We start from the raw sequence: 16,924 nt of genomic DNA, 5'->3' as shown, positions 1-16,924 counted from the left end.
GCGGACGTGAGCGGCCCGGCGGACGCACCCGGCGCGGCCGGGCCGGCGGCGGGGCAGCGGACGGCGGCCGAGCGGGTGGTGGTCCGGGTCGACCGGGACCGCTGCATCGGCTCGGGCATGTGCGCGCTCACCGCGCCCGGTTCCCTGGAGCTCGGCGCCGACGGCCTGGCCCGCCCGCTCCGCGTGGCCGCCACGGACGGCGGCGGGGGCGAGGACGGGGACGGCGGCGGGGGCGAGGACGGGGCCCCCGCCGGTGCCGGGCCCGGCAGCGGCGAGCCGCTGACGGAGCGTCTGGCCGAGGCCGTCGACTACTGCCCGGTCGAGGCGCTGGCCCTGTACTCGGCCGGTGACGGCCGCCGGATCGCCCCGGCCCGGTAGCACCGGCCCGGTAGTGACCGCCCTACACGGTGGCGCCCGCGCACGGCGTCGCCGGCCGCCCCGCACCCGGGGCGGCCGGCGACGCCGACGCGAGGTCGGTCAGGCGGCACCGCCGTCGGCGGCGGCCCAGGCCAGCGCCGCACGGATCTCGCTCTCCGGGTCGCCCTCGTGGTACGGCCGCTCGCTGTCCTCGATGTGGTCCAGGAACTCCTGGTACCGCACCGCGTACGCGAAGTGGAACAGCGGCTCGATCAGCTCCAGCGCACGCTCCGGGTCCGAGCCCGGGGCGTGCGTCCGCCAGGCCTCGGCCCAGACCGCGGCCACCTGCGCCCACCGCTCCCCGTCGACGTACTGGCGCGGACGCAGCCCGTCCATGGCCGGGTGGCCGAGGCAGGAGTCGGAGTAGTCGACCACCACCGCATGGGTGCCGTCGGAACGCCAGTTGCCGGGGTGGAAGTCGCCGTGCACCAGCGTCTCCGGCAGCCCACAGGCGGCCAGCTCCTCGACCAGCCCCGGCAGCCGCGCGGCGAGCGCCCGGGCGGCGGCGAGCTCGTCGGCCGACAGGTCGGAGCCGGGCCCGGTGCCGAGACGGTCGAGCAGCGCGTCCACCTGGGCGAGCAGGGTGCGCGGGGTGCGGTCGCGCAGCCCGGCCGCGGCGGCCCGGCCGTCGGCGGCGAGGGCCGCCTGGGCGGCCACCAGCCGGGGCACGACGGCGGTGACCTCCTCGGCGGACGGGCCCCACAGGTCCTCCCCGGGGGCGTGGTCCAGCAGCAGCCGGCCGTGCTCCGGGTCGGCGCCGAGGACCGTCGGGACCAGCGTCGGGTCGGCGCTGCCGAACAGCGCGATCACCTCGCCCTCACGGGCGTTGAACGCGGGGTTGATCACCTTCAGCCAGGCGTCGGTGCCGGTGGCGGTGCGGTAGCGGAACAGGCCGGAGAGGTTCCACGTCCGGATCTGCTCCGCCGTGCCGGCCGCCGGACGGCCCGCCCGGTCGAGCGACTGCTCGGCCCAGTCGAGCGCCGCGCGCAGGCCGGGCAGCGTGGCCCAGCCGGCCCGCCGCTCAGCCGGTCCGATCAACGCGGCCACCCCCGGCGCCGCCTGTCGCGGCACCAGTCCGGTGGGCCGCTCCAGGGCCTCGACGTGGTAGACCACGTGCCCGCCGTGGCCGGCGCCGTCGCCCGGAGCGTCCGCGAGCCGGAGCACCACCGCGGGCACCCCCAGCTCCGCGGCCACCCGCTCGACCACCGGCGCGGCGGACGACCAGAATCCCCCGTCCACCTCGAACGGGCCGACTTGCCCGAAGTACTCGCCCCCGTGGGTGAGGTGGATGCTGACCGTCCGGTTCTTCGTTTGTTGCATCCGTGCAGGATCTCGCACCGCGGCGCAGCGCGCGACCGATTATTCCGCGCGCTGCGCCACCGACCGGCGTCGATCCGGGAGGCCGGATCCGACGCACGGACCGCCCGCCGGAAATGCGGCGAATTCCGATTCCGATCACGCCACGGCAGGGGGCTTTCGATGGAAATACGGCTGTTTCCCCGGGAATTGCAGGATCATGCCGTTCTGCTCGCCCGCTCACCGGTGCCACCTGCCCGGACCGTAGCGTCACCGAAGAGGTTCGCCCGCCGATCCCCCCTCGATGATCGGCGGCGCGAATTCCCTTCCGAAGACCCCGCGCCGCCGCTCTTCCGGGGGCGCACGACACAAAGGAGAGCATTCATGAACAAGCTCATGAGGGCCGCCGCTCCGGCTCTGGGTGCACTTGCCCTCGTCGCGGCAGTTCAGGGCACTGCACAGGCCTCCGCTCCGGTGGCGACGACCACGCAGGGCGCGGTGCCGAGCTGTGTCACCTACGTCAACACCGACTACTGGATCGACTACGCGCGGGCCAAGGTGACCAACGGCTGTTCCACCACGCAGAGCTTCCGGCTCATCTACAGCTTCAACAACTACGACCCGTACGGCTGCCTGACTCTCGCCCCCGGCGTGACCAAGGACCTCTTCGCCTTCAGCTTCGTGAACAAGCCGATGCTCAACGGCCTCACCACCTGCTGACAGACGAACAGGATCTTCAACGCATCCGGCCGCCCCGGCTCCCGGCGGGGCGGCCGGACTCGCGGTCGGCACCGCCCGAAGGCCCTCATCCGCTCTGACCAGCGCGAACACCGGACTCTCACCCCGACCCACCGGCCCGGGACCGGCGACCGGGTGACAGGATCGTGCGGACGGATCCGTACGAGGAGGCACGGTGGACGACCGCCCGAAGCATGACCACTCCGACTGGGAGGAGGTCGTGTTCGCCGCCCGGGAGCGTGCCCGCTCGCGGCAGGCCCGGATGATCGAGCGCTACGGGCTGTCGGGTGACGTGCAGTACGACTGGTCGCTGGACGACGCCCGGATCACCTGGTCCCGCGGCGGGGAGGTCTTCCTCACCGGTCGGCTCACGATGATCGGCAGCGTCAGCCTCTCCCGGGGGACGTGGCTCTGGTCCTGGGCGAACGACTCCCTGCCGCGGGTGGCCCTGGGCGACATCGAGAAGGTGCGCCGGTTCGGCGAGGCGAACGGCTACCCCGTCCTGCCGTGGCCGGGCTTCGACCACCACCCGGAGCTCGTGGCCGAGGCACGGATGGTCGCGGCATCGCTGCTCGACGCCGAGGGCCTCTGGGCGGAGTCCCTGGACGACGTGCAACTCCACTTCCTGGTACATGATTTGACGCTCTCTGCCGGGCATCGGTGACGCGCGGCGGGCGGCGGCGGCCGAGCCGGGCGAACCGCACGGAGCGACGTGCACGCACGGGTCACACGGCATGCGCCGCAGGGCAAAGGTGAAGACGGGAGTCCGTGCAGGCTGGGTCGAAACGCCGGGACCGATCACGGTGACGTTTCGGCGACTGCCACGACACCGGTCGGGCGTCGCCGCTCGGACATGCGCACCGCGTCCGAGCGCAGTGATCGACCGAGTCCCGCTCGGACCTCGTCATCCAAGAAGGAACCGTGTTCAAGAAGAACTCCGCCGCGCTGCTGTCGCTCTCGGCAGCCACCGCTCTTCTCATCTCCCTCGCGGGCACCGCGTCCGCGGCGCCCGCCCCCGTCGGCGAGTCGGCAGGTGCAGGCCAGATCCGGCTCGCATCCGCCAACCGCGCTGCGGCGCTGCAGAGCTGGCCCATCATCGACTGGGACATCACCGACATCACGTCCGGCCGGGGCGAGCACGCGAACCGCTACTGGAACCTGATCGACGCGATCCACCGCAACACCTACGGCGACGCGACCGACGCGGGTAGCGCGCTCGTCCAGCAGACCACCCGGAACACCAACCGGCTGATCCAGATCCGGGTGATGAACGAGGGGGCCCACCTCGTCTCCGTCTACATGTGGGCCGACAACCTCTACATCGCGGGCTTCTACTCCCCCGCCGCCAACCGCCACTGGGCCTTCCAGGACGGCCGCCAGGAGCAGTTCCAGACCGACCTCGGCATCACCGCACGGCTCATGCCGCGCACCGGCAACTACAACGGCATCAACGGCGGCAGCACCCGCGAGAACCTCTACCTGGGCGCCACGAACATCTTCGACGCGCTCTACGGCCTCCACAACGTCGGGCAGTGGAACGAGACGACCATCGACCGGGGCATGCTGATGGCGATCACCATCTTCTCGGAGGCCGCCCGGTTCGGACCGATCTTCAACCGGATCTACGGGAACATCAACGGCTTCACCAACTACCAGCTGAGCGTGGACTACCGGGACATGGAGAACCAGTGGGGCAGGCTCTCCCAGGCCGCACACGCCTGGCGGCAGGGCCGGTCCGCGTCGGTGCGGCTGATCGGCAACAACGTCACGAGCTTCGACCAACTGCGGCGCGTCGTCGGCTTCGTGGAGCTCCACGGCTCGGAAGCACTGCTGTAGCCCTTCCACAAGCGTGATCGCGGGGCCGGAACCTCGGCCAAGGAGCCTGGTCCCGGCCCCGCTTCTGCCGATCAGTCGGCGATCGCCACCGCCGCGCCCGAGACCCGGACGCGGTTGTCCCCCTCGCGGAGCTCGACCCGGAGCACGCCCGGCCGGCCGAGGTCCTCGCCCTGGTGCAGGGTCAGGGTGGCCGGCACGGTGGCGGCGGCGCGCTCGCGCAGGTACGCCCCGAAGGCGGCCGCAGCGGCGCCGGTGGCCGGGTCCTCGACGATGCCGCCGACCGGGAACGGGTCGCGGACGTGGAAGACGTGCTCGCTCTCGCGCCAGACCAGCTGCAGCGTGATGAGATCCCGGGCCGTCATGAAGGCGGCGAGGCCGTCGAAGTCGTAGTCCAGGCGGGCCAGCCGGTCCCGGGTCGCGGCCGCCAGGACCAGGTGGCGCGCGCCGGCGAAGGCGACCCGGGGCGGCAGCGCGGCGTCCAGCTCGTCGGCCGACCAGCCGAGCAGGGCGAGCGCCTCGGCGACGTCCGCCTCGTCGATCCCCTCCACGTGGGGCTCGACGCTGGTGAGGGTGGCGCGCAGCACGCCGTCCGCGCCCTTCTCCACCTCGATCGGCACCTCACCGGCCCGGGTGGCGAAGACGTACGCGCCGGGGCCGTGCCGCTCGGCGACCGCGACGGCCGACGCGACGGTGGCGTGGCCGCAGAACGGCACCTCCGCCAGCGGGCTGAAGTACCGCACGGTGTAGGCGCCTTCGGCGGCGCCGGGGATCAGGAACGCCGACTCGGAGTAGCCGACCTCGGCGGCGATGGCGAGCATCCGCTCGTCGGAGAGGCCGGTGGCGTCGAGCACCACACCGGCCGGGTTGCCCCCGGCCGGGTCCGTGGCGAAGGCGGTGTAGCGCAGGACCTCGGGCTCGGCGGCGGAGGCGGTCACGGGAACGGCATCACTGGTCATGATCGTTCGAACGCCTCTCCCCGGCCCCCTGTTCCCGGCTGGGCGCACTCGCGGTGGGCGATCCTCAGGACGAGTCCCCGTAGCGGGTGGCGATCGCGACGGCGCGGTTGCGCAGGGAGGTGCGCAACGACGCCGGGGCCAGGGCTTCCGCGTCCGTGCCGAGCTGCCACAGTGCCCACTCGGCGTGTCGCAGATCCTGGAACGTCGCCTCCAGCCGCAGCCAGCCGTCCGCGTCGGGTTCTGCGGTGCGGACGGCAACCGCGGTGCTCAACAGGTCCGCGCGGCGTTCCGGGTCGACCCGCAGCTGCACGGCGATGTGATCGCCGGAGAGGAACTGTGCGCAGCGCTCCCGCCAGACCCGGTCCAGGTCGACCCGGTCCGGCCGCTGTGCCGGTTCGGAGAGTTCCTCGGCGGCCAGCACCCGCGACAGCCGGTAGGTGCGGTCCGCTCCGGACCTCATGGCCAACAGGTAGCCCCGGTCGCGCACCGTGACCAGGCCGACCGGGTCCACCGTGCGCCACTGCGGTGCCCGGTCCGCGGCCGCGTAGTGCAGGCGCAGCTTGTGTCCGGCGAGCACCGCGCGCCGGATCTCGATCATCGTCCTGTCGGGCACCTCCTCCGCGACCGACCGGCGTGAGAGCAGGTCGGTCTCCGGCTCCACGAGAAAGCGCCGGGCCGCGTCGCTCGCGGCGTCCCGGTGGCCTTCGGGCAGGGCGTCAACCACCTTGCGCATGGCCGAGGCCAGCGCCGAGCCGAGGCCGAAGACCTGCTCGCCGCGGCCCGATCCGGCGGTCAGCAGGGCAAGGGCCTCGTCGTGGTTCAGTCCGGTGAGCTCGGTGCGGAAGCCGGGCAACAACGCGAAGCCGCCGTGCCGACCGCGTTCGGAGTAGACCGGGACACCGGCTGCGGACAGCGCCTCGATGTCGCGCAGCACGGTCCGGGTGGACACCTCCAGCTCGCGGGCCAGCGTGTCCGCGGTCAGCCGACCGCGCTGACGCAGCAACAGCACCAGCGAGACCAGCCGATCGGCGCGCATGCGAGAACGCTATCGAATACACGACCGAGGATGTCGTGATTCGTTGGAAGGGTCATCAGCACCGCAGTCGACGACGGCGGCCACCGCGCCGACGGGCGCGAGTACACCCGATGAATCGAATGGAGCTGACGTGGCAGTGGAACGAACGGCGGTCAACCCGGTGACGTGGTCGGTGGAGATGGGCTTCAACCAGGGCGAGCTCGTCTCCGGGCACACCCGGACCCTGTACTGCTCCGGGCAGACCGCGATGGGCGGCGACGGCACACCCCGCCACAACGGCGACATGGCCGCACAGTTGGCGCTGAGCCTCGACAACCTGGAGGCCGTGCTCGGCCGGGCCGGCATGTCCCTCGCGAACCTCGTCCGGCTGAACGTCTACACGACCGACGTCGACCTGTTGTTCCCGCACTACGGCGTGCTGGCCTCGCGTCTGGGCGCCGCCGGGGTGGCACCGGCCACCACGATGCTCGGGGTGACCCGACTGGCGGTCCCCGGCCAGCTGGTCGAGCTCGAAGGGACCGCCGTCGCCTGAGGCCGCGTCACCGCCGCTGCCGCCCGGGCCGGTCGGACCGGCGCGGACGGCAGCCAGCGGACGGCAGCCGGCGGACGGCAGCCAGCGCCCAGCGCGTACGGCGCCGGTCACCGCAGGACGGCCTCCAGGAGGTCGGTGCCGAGCCGGGCGCTGCCGGCCAGGTCCAGCTGGTACAGCATGTAGCGCCCGCGGCGGTGGGTGGTGAGCAGTCCGGCCTTGCGCAGCACCGCCAGGTGCCGCGACACCTCCGGCGCACTGAGGTGCCAGGCCGCCGCCAGTTCGGTCGTGGTGTGCGGCCCGCGCGCCATGGTGCGGGCCAGCCGCAGCCGGACGGGGTGGGCCAGCGCCTCCAGCCGCTGCTGCATCACGGCCAGCGAGACCGGCTCCGGCACCCCGGGCTGCGCCAGCGGGTACTGCACCACCGGGCGCCAACCGGGCGCGGACACCACCAACAGGTGCGGGCGGCCGAAAGCCGTCGGAATGAACGTCACTCCCCCGGCGGCAGCGGCGCTGGTGGTGTTGTCCTGCAGCTTGTCGATGACGATCCGGCGCCGGCCGCCCGGGTCCCCCTCCAGCGCGACCGAGGGCGACACCGCTGCCAGCGCCTCCCCGGCACCGTGCCGGACCAGCAGGTCGGTCTTGTGCCGGGCGTCGGCCGCGAGGTCCGGCAGGACGCGCTGCCAGGCGTCCGCGAAGAACGCCTGCTGGCACTCCTCCAGCATCCGCCGGACCATCGACCGGACGGCCGGCGGGTCGGCGAACAGCCGGTCGGCGAACGCGGCCTGCCGGGGGCCGCGGGCGAGTGCCAGCTCCCGGGCCCGCTCCTGCGCCACCGGGTCGGTGAGCGGCGAGTCGAACCGGTGCGAGAGCCGCGACGCGCCGCAGCTCATGATGACCGCGGCCCGGACGTACAGCTCGTCGTCGATCCGGTCGACCGCGTCCAGCTCCTCGGCCAGGGTGGCGCCCGGCACTCCGGGGACGAGGAAGTCGGCCCGCGACGAGCGCCAGAGGAAGTCGGCCTCGGCGAGGCGCTCGGAGAGTTCGGGCGCGATCGCCGCGGCGGTGCTCGCGGCCCAGCCGTTCAGTGCGGGGTGGTGCGCGGGCTCGCCGAGGACGTGCAGCATCGCGCTCAGCTCGGCGAGCGGCGAGGGGGTGAAGAGGACGCGTTCGTCCGGCAGGGCGGCGAGGTCGATGGTCAGGCTCACGCAGCCGATCCTGCCAGCCTGCGCGAACGGCGTCTGCGTCGATTGACGGGACTCGTCAATCGACGTGCCCGGAGCCGGTGGGCGGGCGGACGGTACGGGGCATGAGCCCGATCACCGAAGCACCCGCACCCGCACCCGCCGCGGCCCCCGCCCCACACCTCACCGACCCCACCGGACCCGCCGACCCCACCGACCCCACCGGGCCGGGCCGGCGCGGCGCCGCCGACCGCCGGAGCCCCGCCGCCCTGCTCGGGATGCTCACCGCCGCAGGCGGGCGCCGCTACGCCGCCGCGCTGCTGGTCGACGCGCTGGGCGCGGGCCTGCTCCGCCCGTTCCTGCTGCTCTACGGCATCGGCGTGCTGCACCTCGGAGCGGGGGCGGCCGGGCTGGCGTTGTCCGCCGGGATGCTGGCCGGCCTGCTGGTGCTGCCGCTGACCGGGCGTTGGATCGATCGCGGCGCCCGCAGCCTGCCGGCGGCGGCCACCCTGCTGGTCCGGGCGGCCGGTTCGGTCGCGCTCCTCGGCGCCGACGGGCCGGTCGGCTTCACGGCCGCCGCCGTGCTGCTCGGCATCGGCAGCCAGTCCTGGCCGGCCACCCACGCGGCCGTGGTCAGCACCCTGACCACCGGCCGCATCCGGGACGCCGCACTGGCGGCCGGGCGGACGCTGCGCAACGCCGGGCTGGGCGCGGGCGCACTGCTCGCCACGCTCGCGGTGGCCGGCGGGACGGGCGCGGTCCGGGCGCTCGCCGCGGTGACGGCCGCCGCCTGCCTGGTGGCGGCGGTGCTGGTCCACTCCCTCCGCGTCACCGGACCCACCGCGCCTGCCGTCCCCGCTGCCCAGGCCGTCCCCGCCGCGCCCGGAACAGCCGCGCCGACCGCCCGCCGGGCGGCCCCGTCCGACCCGGCCCTGCGCCGGATCACCCTGCTGAGCCTGGCCAACCTCCCCTACGCCTTCAGTTTCGACGTGCTGGAAGTGGCCCTGCCCGCCCTGCTCGTGCTCCACCTGCACGCCTCCGCGGCCTGGTCCTCGGGCGTGTTCGTGGGCAACACGGTGCTGGTGATCACGCTCCAGCTCGCCGTGGTGCTCCGCCTCGCCGAACGCTCGCGCCGTGCCGTCCTGGCCGCGTCCGGCGTCGTCCTCGCCCTCTCCTACCTCGGCTTCTGGGCGGCCGGAGCCGTCGGCGGCACCGGCGGTGCGGCCGCGGTGGCGGCCGTCTCGGTGATCTTCACGCTCGGTGAGATCCTCTACAGCGGCTCCGGAACGGCCCTGGTCGCGGCCGCCGCCCCGCCCGGGCTGCTCGGCCGGGCGCTCGCCCGCTGGGAGCTGGCCACGGGCCTGGGCAAGACGCTCGCCCCGGCGGTGCTGACCGCGCTGCTCGCCGCCGGACCGGGTGTGCTCTGGCCCGCCCTCGCCGGGGCCACTCTGCTCGCGGCGGCCGCAGTGGCCCGGCTGGCCCCGGCGGCGTGAGCGCCGCCCCGGGCCGTCGAGGCGGCCAGCACCCACCGACCGGGCCTCGCCCACCCGACCGCCCACCCCGCCCACCGGCCACCGGCCACCGGCCACCGGTGCGACGATCACCCCGGCCGTACCAGGAGCAGCACCGGGCCCGCTCCCCCTCCTCCGGCTCCGTCCGAGGTGCGGGCGGTCCGGCGGTCGCCGATGCTGGCGGCGACGCGTGCCCGGTGTTCGGCGGCCGGGCCGGCCCGAGGAAGGACCGCGCATGAGCTCCCTCGACTTCGAGGTCATCGACACGCCCGACAGCTCGCTCAACAAGACGTCCGTGCTGGTGACCGGCCCCAACGACGCGCTGCTGGTGGACGCCGGGTTCACCCGCTCGGACGGGCGCCGGCTGGTCGAGCGGGTGCGGGCCGGCGGCAAGCGGCTGACCACCGTCTTCGTGAGCCACGGCGACCCCGACTTCTACTTCGGCGCGCAGGAGGTGCAGGACGCCTTCCCGCAGGCCCGGTTCCTGGCCACGACGGCCACCGTGGAGCACATCCAGGAGACCTTCGACGCCAAGCTGCGGGCCTGGTCGCACCTGGGGCCCGAGCTGCCGACCCGGCTGGTGCGCCCGGAGCCGATGCACACCGACGAGATCGTCTTCGAGGGCCACCGGTTCGAGCTGCGCGGCGCCGACTTCCACCTCCCGGACCGGCACTACCTCTGGCAGCACCACCACCGCACGATCCTGGGCGGCGTGCTGCTCTTCGAGGGCCTGCACGTCTGGACCGCCGACACGCCGACGTCCGCCCAACGGGCCGCCTGGATCGACCTGCTGGACGGCATGGAGGCGCTGGAGCCCCAGTTCGTGGTGGCCGGGCACCGGACCGCCGACGCGCCCACCGACTCCACCGCGATCAACCACACCCGCGACTACCTGCGCGCCTTCGAGACGGAGATCGGCCGGGCCCCGGACGCCGCGGCGGCCAAGGACGCGCTGGAGCGGCGCTTCCCGGAGCTGGGGATGCCGCTGGCGGTCGACCTCGGGACGAAGGTCGCCAAGGGCGAGCTGACCTGGGGCTGAGCCGGCCCCGAACCCGGCCGGCCCCTCGCCCACCCAGCCGGAACCGAACCCCCGCCACCGCCCGCTTCACCCGTTCGGGGGAGCCTGGCGCGGCGCGCCCCGCCTGCCCTCGACACTCCCCCCACCCGGCGGCAGGCTGTCCGTGATTCCGGCCGGAGAGCGAGGAGTTCAGCATGAGCACGGGCACAGCGGGAACGGCCGGCGACAGCGGGGACGGGCGGCCCGTCGTCATCGTCGGTGCCTCGCTCGGCGGCGCCAAGGCCGCCGAGGCGCTGCGCGAGGCAGGGTACCGGGGCGGCATCGTCCTGATCGGCGACGAGCACGAGCGGCCGTACGAGCGGCCGCCGCTCTCCAAGGGCTACCTGCTCGGCAAGACCCCGCGCGAGAAGATCTACGTCCACCCGCCGCAGTGGTACGCCGAGCACGACGTGACGCTGCGGCTCGGCACCGCCGTCGTCGCCGTCGACCCGGCCGCGCACACGGTGCGGCTCGCCGACGACGGCCGCATCGAGTACGCCAAGCTGCTGCTCACGACGGGCTCGGTGCCGCGCCGGCTGCCGGTGCCCGGCGCCGAGCAGGACGGGGTGCTCTACCTGCGCCGGGTGGAGGACAGCGACCGGATCAAGGCGGCGCTGCGGCCCGGTGTGCGGGTCGTGGTGATCGGGGCCGGCTGGATCGGGTTGGAGACGGCGGCGGCCGCCCGGACGGCGGGTGCCGAGGTCACCGTCCTGGAGGCGGCCGAGCTGCCGCTGCTGCGGGTGCTGGGCCGGGAGGTCGCCCAGGTCTTCGCCGATCTGCACCGCGACCACGGCGTGGAGCTGCGCTTCGAGGTGCGGGTCGAGGAACTGACCGGCGAGGGCGGCCGGGTGACCGGCGTCCGGCTGGCGGACGGCGCCACGGTGCCGGCGGACGTGGTGGTCGTCGGCATCGGCATCGCCCCGGACACCGCGCTCGCCGAGGCGGCCGGCCTGACGGTCGACAACGGGATCAAGACCGACGAGCACCTGCGGACCTCTGACCCGGACGTCTACGCGGCGGGCGACGTGGCCAACGCCTACCACCCGCTGTTCGGCCGCCACCTGCGGGTCGAGCACTGGGCGAACGCGCTCAACCAGCCGCAGACCGCGGCCCGCGCGATGCTCGGCGAGGACGCCGCCTACGACCGGGTGCCGTACTTCTTCACCGATGCCGAGTGGACACCTAGGCATCCCAACGAGCCGGTGGCCTCGCGGGACCAGCTGAGCATGGAATACCTCGGCTACGTCGAGCCCGACGGCTACGACCGGGTCGTGTTCCGAGGGGACGTGAAGGCCAACGAGTTCATCGCGTTCTGGCTCAAGGACGGCCGGGTCCTCGCCGGTATGAACATGAACATCTGGGACGTCACCGACCCGATCCGCGAACTGATCGTCTCCAAGCGGGTGGTGAACGCCGACCGCCTGGCGAACCCGAACGTCCCCCTCGGCGAGGTCTGAGAGACACGACAGGAGCCCTGGCCAGCGAGCAGCCAACCGACCCCCACCGCGGGCCGCACGAACGGGACCGGCTCGGTGGCCAGGACTCCCTCCGGCGGGCGTACGACCCTCGCCGAGTAGGGAGAAGCCGTGTCGCGCGACCCGTCCAACCACTTGGCCCCCAGTCGCCCGGCAATAGGTATCGCTGCACGTCAGGCGGTAGACAGCCCGCGCTGTTCGTTCACCGAAAGACGCCTCAGAGGCGATGGTGATCGACGCGTGGTCCCCGGCACTTCCTTGGCCGCGTCCCGGACGCCCGGGCCGCCGGCGTACTGGATCTGGGACAGCAGCACGCGCTGGTCATGCTCGAACGGGGCCTTGGACCCGTTGCCGAGGAAGTCCTGCAACGCGGCGGGCGTGCCCACGGCGAGCGCGGCGAGCACCTTCTCCCGGACCCCGGGGCCCGAAACGGCGACCAGCTCCTCGACCTTGGCCCGCAGGTCCTGGTCGGCCGCTGCCGCCCGGCCGCCGGCCACGAATGCGTGGACATCGGCATCCGAACCCGTGAGCGCGAGCTCGGCGGCCCGGCGCACCGCCGGGCCGCCGCTCATCCACACCGCGACCGCGGCCACCCGGTCAGCGACCGGGCCTGTCGGAGGCGCCGTCTCAGCCGCCGTCGGGGCCGGCCAACAGCCCGGTCAGCACACTGCCGGCCGCCAGGCCGGCGGCGAACCGCCTCCAGGCGGCCCTCCTGCTTCTCGTGATCCTCATCGAAGAACGGGAATCCTGTCCTGTGGGCCCCCGGACTGCTGGCCGGTGGCGTGGATGTCGGTGCACCCTGTTCCGGCTTGCCTGCCGGAGCAGACTGCGGTGTTGGATGCAGGGCAAAGGAAGGGGGCGGTTCCGCACACGGATCCGTCGAATCTGGAAGATCTGGCCCCGCGGCGAGGCGGGCCTCCGGCCGCCGGAAGCCGGTCGGAGGCCACAGTTCGCATCTCGGCTCGGGCGGTTACCAGGTGCCGACGGCCTTGTTCCAGTCGGGGGCGCCGCTGGTGAACGTGCTCGACCCGTCGGTTTTGGCGGTGAAGTGCCGGTGTCGTAGCCGAGGAGGGTGTTGCTGAACTGTCCGTTGGCGGTGGCGACGGCGGTGAAGACCTCCATGGTCATCTGTGAGGCCGGGTGCGCGTACATCATGATCAGGTCGGCGCGGCCGTCCTTGTTGGCGTCGCCCATGGTGAACTGCGCGGCGTTCATGTCCCAGTACGCACCGGCGTAGGTGGCGCCGAGGGTGTTGAAGCCGGGGAGTTTGCCGGTCGGCGCCGCCGCCGCCTGGGGCGGCGGCGCCTTGGTGCGTGGTGCGCTGCTGGGCTCAGAGGGGTTTGAGGTCGGGGTAGAGGTGGAGGGTTCCGTCGGGCCAGATGGAGACGACGTCGGGTTTGCCGTTGGCGTCGAAGTCGGCGCTGGCGGCGTCGCGGGCTCCGCTCCAGGAATTGTCGGGCCACATCTTCACGCCGCTGGTGATGTGTCCTTGTCCGTCGCCGGGTTGCATCCAGAAGCCGTCGCTGGACCAGATGACGCCCATGTCGGTCTTGCCGTCGCCGGTGTGGTCGCCGGCGATGAGCTGGCGGGCGTTGAGGAAGATGTTGTCGGGCCACATCTGGATGGCGTCAAGGCCGTTGTCGAGGCGGCCGGTGTTGTTGCCGGGGGCGAGCCACAGCGAGCCGCCGTTCCACAGGACGCCCAGGTCGGTCTTGCCGTCGCCGGTGAAGTCCCCGGCGAAGATCTCTTTCGCGTCCTTGTAGAGGTACAGGGAGTCGGGTTTGCCCCACAGCGCGGTGGAGGGTTGGAAGGTGCCGTTGGCGTTGCCCGGGTAGACCTGGAGTTGGCCGTCGCCCCAGATTGCGACGAGGTCGGTCTTGCCGTCGCCGGTGAAGTCCCCAGCGGTGATCTTGGTGATGCCCTTCCAGCCGGAGCTGGGCCACAGCAGCACCGGGTCGCCGAGGGTGGTGCCAGTGGTGGCGGGGTGGAGCCAGAGGTATCCGTCGTTGTCGATGGTGACCGCGTCGGCGTGGCCGTCGCCGGTGAAGTCGCCTGCGGTCACGGCGATGTTGTCCAGGGCGTAGTGGTGGGCGCTGGCGGCGGCGGTGGGCTGGTGGGTGGCGACGAATCCGCCCTGGAAGCCGGTGCGGGTGCCGGTGAGGTTGGGGGATTCCTCGGTGATGGGGAAGCCGAGCCAGCCGTTCTCCCAGCCGTTGTCGGCCCACACGCTGCGGGTGCCGCCCGTGACCAGGTGGGCACCGGTGGCCGCGCTCCAGTAGATGGAGGTGTTCGCGGTGTTGGAGCCCGGCGATGCGAAGTGGGCGTATTTGCCGGGCTGTACCGGGGTGGCCGTGGTGTCGGTCGTCGGGATGCCGACGGTCGCGGGGCCGCCGAGTTCGAGGTACTTGGTGAGGATCGGGCCGCACAGCGTGCGGCCGGTGCCGGGCGGGTACTGGATGCAGGTGTTCCAGTCGAGGTCGAGCGCCTTCTTGACCCAGTCGCCGAGGTCGTCGACGCGGGTGCTCACCGCGCCGGTGCCTCCGGGGGCCTCGCCGAGGCAGCCGCCCTGCCAGGAACGGGAGACGACACCGGCGATCTCGACGGTGCCGCCGCGGGTACGCAGCAGCGGCGCTCCGGCATCCCCCGCGCACAGCGTGGAGTCACCCGAGGCGGGAGCACTGTCGATGCCTATGGCGGAAACGGCGCCGACGGTGTGGGAGACGGTTCGCGGGTTGGCCGGCGCCCAGCCTGCCGCAGTACGTCCGAAGCCAGGAATCCGGAAACTGTCACCCGGGACGGGGGCGGCAGTCGCGATCTTCACAGGGGCCACACCCGGGACCAGGCTGTCGAGGCGGACGAGCGCAGCGTCCCGGCCGGTCTGAGGGACGACCTCGGCAATGCCGATCGCCGCGCCGCCGACGGTGAACGTGCTCGTGGCGGACGGCCGACCCCGGGTGAGCGAGGCGGGGTTGTCGGTGAAGCAGCCGGCCGCGGTGAGAGCCCACAGCGGATTGACGAGAGTCGCGGTGCAGCCCCGGGAGCCGGCCCGGCCCTCCAAGCCGACGTTGATCTTGCCGACGGCCGGGTATTCCGATGTGACCGGCGTGGCGGCGGGCCCTCCGGAGGTCACCAACTCCAGAAGTACTGCTGAGCCTTCGGGTGACGCGCCCTCGCCGACGGGCTGGAACAGGTTCTTGGGGATGTCGATCTGCGTGACTGTGCCGTTCGTGCTGAGTGTGGCCTTGGTCGTATGGTCGTCCCCCTTGATGCTGTAGACCTTGGGGATCTCCAATGACAGGTAACCCGAAGGCCCAGTCGCCCGGAAGCAGATCGGCGTAGCGGGATCCGTGATCCGGCTGTACACCATCAGCAGGTTCTCGCCCGAGTGGCAGTCCGAGACGATCCGGATGTTCCCGTCCCCGGACTTCACGGTCACCCCCTGATCCGCCAGGATCTTTGCGGCCCCCGGGTAGGCGAACCCCTCGACCGCCGAAGGCGGCACGGCCGCATCCCCCGCGGCCGACACTGCGGACACCATGCTGACTGGTATCGCCAACAAGACCGCGAAGCGCAGTATCAGCCTACGTTCTTTGCGCACAGATACCCCAAAGAGACATGCCAGAAGGCGCTGTTGGGCAACCGCATGGATTCCCGGGAGAACGATAGGGGGTGGCCAGACAGACGGACAGGTAGCCCGCGAGGAGTTGCAGCGTCTGTGAGGTCACGGTCGGGCATCGTGCCGCGCTCCTCCAGGCCGTCGCTGGCACCCGGCCCCGCCTCCGCCCCGCTCACCGACGCCGCCCCGGCCTCCACCACGCGTGGGACACGCCGGCCGCCCCGGCATCGCCGCCCGGCGCTTCACCACCCACCCGCCCCGCGCCGCCGACGGCACCATGCACATCCCGAACACCTGGCGCCTCAACCGGACATGAGCCCATGCCGCCGCAGCGTCAGCACCGGTCCGGCCGCGGGCAGGTGATCGCGGCACCGTCCCCGGCGCGGGCGCGGGTCTCGCCCGGCTCGGGGTCGGCGTACGGGCTGTGGCCGGGGAAGCCGTGCCCGTCCGGGCACACGCGCCACCTGGCCCGGTGGCCGGGTCCGTCCTCCCCCTCGACCGTCCACGCACCCGCCCCGTCCGCGTCGTTCGGACACCAGCACTGCTCAGCGCCGTCCTCGTTCATCGCCCGTCTCCTCTCGCTACCGACAGGCCACGCGGTCAGGCCGCGTCGTCGGCGCAGCGGCCGGTGCCCGGTGCCGTCGAACTGCGCGATCTCGCGGTCGTAGTCGACCGCGATGGACCCGAAGAAGTTGACGGATCCGGAGCGGGCCGGGGAGATGTGCGCGAGGACCTCGTCGTCGATTGCCCGCCCGGCGCGGCGCAGTTGCGCCACCGCCAGGCCCAGGTACTCGGTGTGCCAGGCGACGACGGAGTTGGTGACGACGGTCAGGCACCAGGCCTGCTCGTTCTGCTGCTCGCGGTGCCGGCCGCGCACGATGCCCTGGTCGGCGTAGTGCAGGCGGCGGCGCAGCGCGTGTAGGGACTCGCCCTTGTTGAGCTGCCGGGTGAGATCACCGGGAGTCGGTTTCTGTCGCGGAGGTTGCGGCGGCGGACAGCCAGTTCGTGGGCGCGACCGAGCTGGGTCGGTGCGGTGGTCTTGCCGGTGCCCGAGGCGCCGCTGATGATGACGCCACGACGGGCGGAGACCTGGCGGCGGTTGAGCCGGACCAGCAGGCGGGTGGTGGCGATGACCTTGCGGATCGTCGGCGTGTTCACCAGCGGGAGAGAGCGCGGTCGTGGACGCTGATCGGAGGTTCCTGAGCCTGGCGGCTGTTACGGGTACGTGGTCATGCCCGGACAACGCGCACCCCTCGGGGGGCGGGGCGCCGGG

General features: G+C 73.0%; 16 protein-coding genes. 8 read left to right on the top strand and 8 right to left on the bottom strand.

Features of this window, described 5'->3' with window-relative positions:
- The first annotated feature begins 6 nt into the window (after nt 1-6).
- Nucleotides 7-378, top strand: coding sequence for a ferredoxin (locus tag RMN57_RS33735; RefSeq protein ID WP_313767086.1), 372 nt, complete (start codon nt 7-9; stop codon nt 376-378).
- Nucleotides 379-477: 99 nt separating this feature from the next.
- Here the strand turns inward: RMN57_RS33735 and RMN57_RS33730 are convergent, their stop codons facing one another.
- Entirely contained in the window at nt 478-1,737 is a 1,260-nt protein-coding gene (locus RMN57_RS33730) for a phosphotransferase (protein WP_313767085.1), read from the bottom strand.
- Between the two features lie 360 nt (nt 1,738-2,097).
- Between RMN57_RS33730 and RMN57_RS33725 the strand changes: the two genes are divergently transcribed.
- The 3 genes from RMN57_RS33725 to RMN57_RS33715 all read left to right on the top strand — a co-directional run bounded on the left by RMN57_RS33725 (nt 2,098) and on the right by RMN57_RS33715 (nt 4,287).
- Nucleotides 2,098-2,433 (top strand): hypothetical protein, encoded by a 336-nt coding sequence (locus RMN57_RS33725; protein WP_313767084.1) that lies wholly within the window; start codon nt 2,098-2,100, stop codon nt 2,431-2,433.
- A gap of 193 nt (nt 2,434-2,626) precedes the next feature.
- Nucleotides 2,627-3,115 carry a DUF6882 domain-containing protein gene (locus tag RMN57_RS33720; RefSeq protein WP_313767083.1) on the top strand — a complete coding sequence of 163 codons (489 nt, stop codon included), beginning with the start codon at nt 2,627-2,629 and terminating at the stop codon, nt 3,113-3,115.
- Between the two features lie 257 nt (nt 3,116-3,372).
- Nucleotides 3,373-4,287 (top strand): ribosome-inactivating family protein, encoded by a 915-nt coding sequence (locus tag RMN57_RS33715; protein WP_313767082.1) that lies wholly within the window; start codon nt 3,373-3,375, stop codon nt 4,285-4,287.
- 71 nt (nt 4,288-4,358) lie between these two features.
- Here the strand turns inward: RMN57_RS33715 and RMN57_RS33710 are convergent, their stop codons facing one another.
- The gene (locus RMN57_RS33710) at nt 4,359-5,243 is read right to left on the bottom strand and encodes a PhzF family phenazine biosynthesis isomerase (RefSeq protein ID WP_313767081.1); all 885 of its coding nucleotides are present in this window, start codon (nt 5,241-5,243) and stop codon (nt 4,359-4,361) included.
- A gap of 64 nt (nt 5,244-5,307) precedes the next feature.
- Nucleotides 5,308-6,279: a WYL domain-containing protein gene (locus RMN57_RS33705; protein ID WP_313767080.1), complete on the bottom strand. Its 972-nt coding sequence runs from the start codon at nt 6,277-6,279 to the stop codon at nt 5,308-5,310.
- Nucleotides 6,280-6,415: 136 nt separating this feature from the next.
- Between RMN57_RS33705 and RMN57_RS33700 the strand changes: the two genes are divergently transcribed.
- A complete protein-coding gene (locus RMN57_RS33700; RefSeq protein WP_313768052.1) occupies nt 6,416-6,811 on the top strand; it encodes a RidA family protein in 396 nt (131 codons plus the stop codon).
- 107 nt (nt 6,812-6,918) lie between these two features.
- Here the strand turns inward: RMN57_RS33700 and RMN57_RS33695 are convergent, their stop codons facing one another.
- The gene (locus tag RMN57_RS33695) at nt 6,919-8,016 is read right to left on the bottom strand and encodes a DUF5937 family protein (RefSeq protein ID WP_313767079.1); all 1,098 of its coding nucleotides are present in this window, start codon (nt 8,014-8,016) and stop codon (nt 6,919-6,921) included.
- A 101-nt stretch (nt 8,017-8,117) separates the two neighbouring features.
- Between RMN57_RS33695 and RMN57_RS33690 the strand changes: the two genes are divergently transcribed.
- The 3 genes from RMN57_RS33690 to RMN57_RS33680 all read left to right on the top strand — a co-directional run bounded on the left by RMN57_RS33690 (nt 8,118) and on the right by RMN57_RS33680 (nt 12,017).
- Entirely contained in the window at nt 8,118-9,485 is a 1,368-nt protein-coding gene (locus tag RMN57_RS33690; protein WP_313767078.1) for an MFS transporter, read from the top strand.
- Between the two features lie 253 nt (nt 9,486-9,738).
- A complete protein-coding gene (locus tag RMN57_RS33685; RefSeq protein ID WP_313767077.1) occupies nt 9,739-10,542 on the top strand; it encodes an MBL fold metallo-hydrolase in 804 nt (267 codons plus the stop codon).
- A gap of 173 nt (nt 10,543-10,715) precedes the next feature.
- Complete coding sequence (locus tag RMN57_RS33680; protein WP_313767076.1) at nt 10,716-12,017, top strand: FAD-dependent oxidoreductase; 1,302 nt, start codon at nt 10,716-10,718, stop codon at nt 12,015-12,017.
- 191 nt (nt 12,018-12,208) lie between these two features.
- Here RMN57_RS33680 and RMN57_RS33675 read toward each other — a convergent pair whose 3' ends face one another.
- The 4 genes from RMN57_RS33675 to RMN57_RS33660 form a co-directional block, all read right to left on the bottom strand.
- Nucleotides 12,209-12,628: an ALF repeat-containing protein gene (locus RMN57_RS33675; protein ID WP_313767075.1), complete on the bottom strand. Its 420-nt coding sequence runs from the start codon at nt 12,626-12,628 to the stop codon at nt 12,209-12,211.
- A 737-nt stretch (nt 12,629-13,365) separates the two neighbouring features.
- The gene (locus RMN57_RS33670; RefSeq protein ID WP_313767074.1) at nt 13,366-15,573 is read right to left on the bottom strand and encodes an FG-GAP-like repeat-containing protein; all 2,208 of its coding nucleotides are present in this window, start codon (nt 15,571-15,573) and stop codon (nt 13,366-13,368) included.
- A 412-nt stretch (nt 15,574-15,985) separates the two neighbouring features.
- A complete protein-coding gene (locus tag RMN57_RS33665; protein ID WP_313768051.1) occupies nt 15,986-16,552 on the bottom strand; it encodes a Tn3 family transposase in 567 nt (188 codons plus the stop codon).
- A complete protein-coding gene (locus RMN57_RS33660) occupies nt 16,480-16,809 on the bottom strand; it encodes a hypothetical protein (RefSeq protein ID WP_313768093.1) in 330 nt (109 codons plus the stop codon). The genes RMN57_RS33665 and RMN57_RS33660 overlap by 73 nt, the downstream gene beginning before the upstream one ends.
- Nucleotides 16,810-16,924: the final 115 nt, after the last annotated feature.

It is taken from the genome of Kitasatospora sp. CM 4170, assembly GCF_032110285.1.
GTDB lineage: Bacteria > Actinomycetota > Actinomycetes > Streptomycetales > Streptomycetaceae > Kitasatospora > Kitasatospora aburaviensis.
The sequence above is the reverse complement of the archived record's forward strand: the minus strand, read 5'-3'. Positions and strand labels throughout refer to the sequence as shown.